Below are 6,105 nucleotides of genomic sequence, written 5' to 3' on the forward strand. Positions count from 1 at the left end.
TTTTTGGAGCGCCTCTCTCTCAAGTGCTGTTTTGCTAATTGCGATTGTACTTGGATTGCTTGTTTACAGACCGGAGCTGGAGAATAAAATCGTTTCGAAGGACAGTTTACTGGAAATGGTCAGGGGAGTACTGAAGAGACCATTAACAATGGTTCTAATAGTTGCGATAATAGTATTGCGTAATCCAGGTGCTTACTCGATTCTTGCGATCATTTCTTCCATTTGTTTAGTTACTTCTCTTGCATCGGTCTCCTTTCTTATCTTCAAAGAACTCAGAAGGATAAGAGAGAATGTCCTGGCCATTTTCATTACCGTCGCTTCAATTATCTCGGGATGGCTATTTTCCGATTTTCTCTCCGCTCCATTCTTCAGCGGTAAGTTCCTTCCATCCTTTTGGATCTTCAAAATATCGGAAGGCGATCTCGTCGGCTTCCTAATGGTAACAGTATTGTCGATATGGCTTTTTAGAATGAGGCATAGATTAGACAAGAATACGTAGATTACGATCCCAAACAAAGCCTTAACTATAGAAAACTCAATGCGTAGTACAATCTAAGCGAAATCATTGAAGGGAGTTGAAAACAAATGCAAGTATCACTTGATCAGTTTTTGGGAGCAATCATGTCGAGAGTAGATAATCTGGAGGCAACTATAGACGATTTAAGACTGAGAACAAATATCGCCATGCGTTTGGTTAAGTCTGTTGTTCCGGAACTTACTAGAGACGATGTTGAGAAGGCAGTTAGTGAGGAGCTTGAAATCACAAAGAACGCCGGTATGATGGAAGAAAGCGATGAGATTGAGGAGATTTCTTCAAGATTGACAGACAGCATCTTTGAATGGCTCCAGGGTGATGTAGCTGAACTGAGAGAAAAAATGGATGCATACAGAAAAAAACTACAAGAAGCTATGGAAGCCGAAAAGAACAGAGTAATCGATGTCGCTCCTGCGGGTTTTGTGAATCAGCTTGGCCAGGAAAAGGGTCAGAAAAAGGGGAAGCTCCTGTTTTAGAAGATGAACTGAGGCGCTATGCGCCTCAGTTTCCTATATATCCCTCAATAAGCTTCAAAGTGTTTTCAAGTGCTTTGTAATGTGTCCTTTCATATCCGTGAGACGCTTCTACTCCTGGTCCAATAAGACCGAACCTAACATCGTATCCCGCTCTCAAAGAAGCTTCTACGTCTGAACCGTAGAATGGGTAAATATCAACAGAATAGTCGGCACCAACTCTTTTTGCCGTTTCAATAAGGCTTCTGACAACTGTGCTATCATAAGGGCCTCCCGAATCTTTAGCGCATATTGAAACGACATACTCGTCGGTTCTAAGAGTATCGCCAACCGCACCCATATCGACTGAGATGATTTCTTCGCTGTCATCCGGCATAGCGGCCGATGCGCCGTGACCCACTTCTTCGTAATTTGAGAAGAATAAGTAAGTCTTCCTGGAACAGGTTACCTTGCCTTCCGAAACTCTTCTTGCAAAATCAAGCAGAACGGCAACACTGGCTTTATCGTCGAGGTGTCTTGATTTCACGAAGCCATTCTTTGTCACAGTTGCTCTAGGATCGAAAGAGACAAAATCACCTGCTCGATTCCCAGCTTCTGTAGATCTTCGGCGTTCTTGAGTTCTTCGTCGACACGTATCTCCATGTTTGCGATTTTTCTTTCAAGAGATCTGGCATTTTCGAAGACGTGAACTGAAGGTGAAATTGATTGAATAGTCCCGCTGAAAGTCTTTCCCGTCTTTGAGTGTATGATGCAGTTTTCATTTTCTATGCTGTTCATTGTGAAACCACCGACGTTCGTTATTTCCAGGCGGCCGTTAGGCTTCAAAGACTTCACCATCGCTCCAAGCGTATCGACATGAGCGGCAAGTACTATTGGGTTTCCCCTTCCACCTATTTCAACTACAAGAGCTCCCTTTCTGGTTCTTCGAGGACTGAATCCAAGCCTTTTTAACTCGGAGTCGAGATAACCGATGATTGAATCTGTAAATCCCGATGGACTGGGAATATTGACGAGATCGACAAGCTCTTTCACTATATACAGTTCACTGTAGTTCACAAAGACTCCCTCCGATTTTATCTGAGCATTCCTCTAACTATCATATCGGTTGCCTCTTCTTCAGTTAGTCCCTTGGACATAAGGGTCTCCATCTGTTTGACATTTACTCTCCCTATCGAGGCTTCGTGGGTAAGCTCGGCCTTTTCATTTCTCACGTATAATTCGGGAACTGTTCCAACCTCTACAGAGTCGCCTTTAATTATCTCGTTGCATTCTATGTGTCCCTTTGAATAAGCCGCATTTCCATAAGCTTTATTGATGATCTTCGCCCTACTCCTGTCTGTTGCAAAAACCGTGGTCTTTGCTATTCCCGAAGAGCCTTCGCCATTGAGATACAGCTGCTCGTCTATTTCGAGATAATCGTCTTCCCTCTCGTAAACCTTTGATTCTATGTGAGCCGACGCGTTTTTTTCAAGATCAACGTTCATCTTTACGAAGAGCTTGCCTACCCTGGTCTTAGTTAGATAAAAGAGATTCTGGAAACTCCCGCCTTCTCTAACTACTGTATTATAGGTTGCCTTCACGGTTACTCCACCATCTTTGCTGTGCATGTGAGTGTCTTCATAAAGCATTTCGGAGTACTTCCCCACATCGGTATCCGCGACCATGGAATGAGTGAAGTTTACACCGCTGGGGAAAACACAGTGCGATATGAATTTTGCCTTTGTGTGGTCTCCAAGACGGTTATGAATAAGAACCTCTTGGGTACCTTCCGGTTTGAGATAACCTGTACAGAGATGAATGGGGTTTTCAATAACCGTTCCATCATCAATTTCAAGCCAGATTTCCACTCCGTTGGTTAGTTCGTTTGCTCTTACGTGGACTCCATCAACCGTGTTTCTGCCAATAACCTTATTACCGCTTACAATTATAGACACAATGTCTTTTCTCAAGAAATCTGAAACATTTCCACCGGCTCTCTCGTACTCTTTGGCAATGGCGGTGAATTCTCTTTCGAAGTTTGAGTTAATCATCTATCTGTCCGCCTTCTGTTATAGGTTCATTTATGTGTTGACAGTTATCACATAGCTTTCTGTAGAAATTCACTATTTCCTCAGGCTCTCCGGAAGCCAGAATTCTTCCTCCACAAAGAAGGAAGGCCTCATCGGCCATCCTTGCGATTTCTTCTCTGTGAGTAATGATTATCACTATTGAGCCTTTGTCACTGAGTCTTTCCAGCACTCTTTCTATCATTTCCATTGACATAATATCTATACCGGAATCCGGTTCGTCAAGAATTGTTACCTTTGGACTAATGAGAATTATCGAGGCTAATTCTACTCTCTTCCTCTCCCCGCCGCTAAGGATTCATCGACGAATCTATCCAGATATTCATTATTTAGTCCTACAACTGACAGGGTCTCATTGAGTTCTTCCTTTGAAAGCTTGAGTTTTCCACCCAAAGTCAGATACTCCTTTACTGTTAATCCTTGAAATCTAACCGGTTCCTGCCAGCCAAGAGTAATACCCTTCCTTGCTCTCTCAGATACAGAAAGAAGATCTATCTCTTCTCCATCAAAGACAACATTTCCTTCGTAGTCTCTGTGAGATTCAAGACCCATTAGAACATATGATAATGTTGATTTTCCAACACCATTATTGCCGAGTATCGCGTAGACACGCCCCGATTCAAAGGTGGCCGTAAGGGTGTTTAGAATCTCTCGCTCATCTCGAACCAACTTTATTCCTTTAACTTCTAGCATCCACATACCTCCATTACTATCACCACTATCATAAGTCCGATTAATAAAGTCCGCAATGCCTTGAATATTACCTGTGTAACACCCATGTGACTTTTGGTCCTTACCAGGTTGAATAGAGTTCTTTGAATCTCTCCATTTCATTCAAAACTGTTTCTGCCTTCTTCAGGTTTTCTCCGGCAAACCTTTCTTCTTCAATATTCCTTGAAATTTCCGAGGACTTATCCAGACACCATTCATACACCCCATCGTACAGGTTATTGAACCACTCTCTGGGAACGTACTCTTTTAGCGGAGTTAGCTCACCGATCGCTCCAAGAGGAACAACCTGGTCAGTAGTTCTCATCACGTTCCAGGCGAAAACTTCCTTTTCTGCCAGCTCCAGTATCTTGTCAAGAGCATTTAGACCGTAAGCTAGAAGAAGATTTCTTGCGTACTCTCCATATATGCTGTCATTCCCTTTTAACCATCCTCCAGGATTATAGGCTATCGCTACGTCATAAAGCAGATTCAGATTGTCTTTCTCTGAAACAGGGATCTCTTGTATCTTATGCACAAGATTATTCAAACCAACGGTATCAGTTACGTAAGGTTCGAGCTTCTCGAGTTCAACGGAAATTCTCTCTGATGAGACAATTACTCGAAAGAGCAGACTTGCTGCATTTCTTACAACCTGCAGATCGGGTGATGTCTTTATAGATCGCAAAAGCGCATCAATAGCATCAAGAGTTACTTGATAATCGATCAATAGTTCTGTGTTGACTTCTTTCAAAAGGTTGGAAACATCTGTCGCAGCAAGATCCGGCTTTAGCAGACTTTGCAGTTCTTTGAGATAAGCGTGGTCGATTTCCAGTCCAGGCAGCATTCCGCAAGGTAATACGTCGTTGGTAAGCCAGGAAGAGAAGATGTCTTTTCTCGAAAATATCTCTCCGAAGGCATTGCCAATATTGTTGCCTGACATGTTGAGCTTAAGTCGAAAGTCTTCCTTTCTCTGAGGTGTCAAGTACACGTACCCCAGGTATGCTTCTGCAAGATACTGACTACCGGAAATCTCTCTTGCAGTTGATAGATTTCTCAAGGCCGAGTAAAAACTGTCTGTTGAATCCCTCCTCGCATTAAGAAGAGCCGAAGAAGCAGATCTCAGTTTAGAATTCAGCCCCGACAGGGCAGATTCATATGCTTCTTCACGGTCCTCGGAAGCTATTGATTCGAGCAGTTCGGTCGGTGCGCTTGGATACATCTCCTGAAGAGTTTTTAGCCTTTCAGAGATATACTGTCCTTCTTGAAGATTCGCATACTTATCTTCAACGTTCTCCAGAGCCTCGATTTCTTTTTTGATGCTTTCTATGGAGCTTATCAGCTGTGGCACTTGAGGATTTATGGCCTCAATCCTTCTATAATCTATGTAGCCCTTCGTGAAAAAACCTTCTGAAAAGAAAGTGCGGCTCATCAAGACAGTGGTGGTCAAAGCGAAGATCACCAAAATAAGCGGGACAAGTTTTCCAACATTGAAAGTAATTCTTTTTTCTTCATTAAAATCGGGGCTCATGAGGAAACCAAAGAGAAAGACTGCAAATAAAGCATTGGGCATCAGATGACCCGGGAAAGAGAGTATTGAATGCGCGAAAATTACAAGGAGACCGGCCGTGAGAAAAATGTACTGGACAATCTTATCGATTGAGGGGGTTCGCCTTACAACCCTGATTGTGTACAGAAACATTGAGAGGATAAACCAGGCAACAATAGCCATTCCTACTATTCCCGTTTCACCCAGTTGCTGAAGGTATTCATTATGAGTTCGGATACTGTTCAGGCCAGCAACATACATGTAATCAGGTTCTTCCAGAAGAACCCTTCCCATGTTCTCTGTAGAAAGGTACTTGTAAGAACCAAAACCAGTACCGAAGATAGTCGAGCCTTTCCACTGTTTAATTGCTGCCTTCCACTGAAGAACTCTTACGTCCACTGAGACGTTGTCTTCAGTTGTATAGGTTAGTCTCTCAGAGAAACTGAACCGCCCACCCGTCAGAAAATTGTCTCCAGAATATACAATCATTATAATTATGGCCGCGAATATTAGCAAGATTAGGAACAATTTATTGAAGACTGTGGCAAAGGGCCTCAACCTAAACTTCAGAAGTGAGATTATCAACAAAACCGCTAGAAAGGTAAATGATCCTATTACCGAGTAATATACGGCTCTAGTTTGACCTATCAAGATCACTATCAGGAAAATGGAGAAAACACCCAGGTAAAAAATGTGCCTGAGCTTTTCACGCTTCCACAGAACCCTACTTGAGATAGTAAGAAAGGCAGTGGGGAATAGCAACATTGCCATGAG

Annotated in this window: 4 protein-coding genes and 2 pseudogenes; 2 read left to right on the forward strand and 4 right to left on the reverse strand. The window is 42.8% G+C overall.

The window, feature by feature from the left end; genetic code table 11:
- Positions 1-499 (forward strand): multidrug transporter (locus tag BG32_RS13420; protein WP_121526973.1); only part of this gene is annotated, 499 nt, incomplete at its 5' end.
- Positions 500-585: 86 nt separating this feature from the next.
- On the forward strand, positions 586-1,011 hold the full coding sequence (locus tag BG32_RS13425) for a hypothetical protein (RefSeq protein WP_014730201.1): 426 nt from the start codon (positions 586-588) through the stop codon (positions 1,009-1,011).
- Positions 1,012-1,036: 25 nt separating this feature from the next.
- Here the strand turns inward: BG32_RS13425 and BG32_RS17220 are convergent.
- The 4 genes and pseudogenes from BG32_RS17220 to BG32_RS13445 all read right to left on the reverse strand — a co-directional run.
- Positions 1,037-2,064, reverse strand: a pseudogene (locus BG32_RS17220) (M42 family metallopeptidase).
- A 17-nt stretch (positions 2,065-2,081) separates the two neighbouring features.
- The gene (locus tag BG32_RS13435; protein ID WP_121526974.1) at positions 2,082-3,038 is read right to left on the reverse strand and encodes a SufD family Fe-S cluster assembly protein; all 957 of its coding nucleotides are present in this window, start codon (positions 3,036-3,038) and stop codon (positions 2,082-2,084) included.
- Positions 3,031-3,767, reverse strand: a pseudogene (locus tag BG32_RS17225) (ATP-binding cassette domain-containing protein). The gene BG32_RS13435 and the pseudogene BG32_RS17225 overlap by 8 nt, the downstream one beginning before the upstream one ends.
- Before the next feature lie 100 nt (positions 3,768-3,867).
- Positions 3,868-6,105, reverse strand: a 2,238-nt coding sequence (locus BG32_RS13445; protein WP_147435050.1) for an O-antigen ligase, incomplete at its 5' end; no start/stop codon positions are given.

Origin of the sequence: Mesotoga sp. HF07.pep.5.2.highcov, assembly GCF_003666285.1 — a bacterium.
Taxonomy (GTDB): domain Bacteria; phylum Thermotogota; class Thermotogae; order Petrotogales; family Kosmotogaceae; genus Mesotoga; species Mesotoga prima.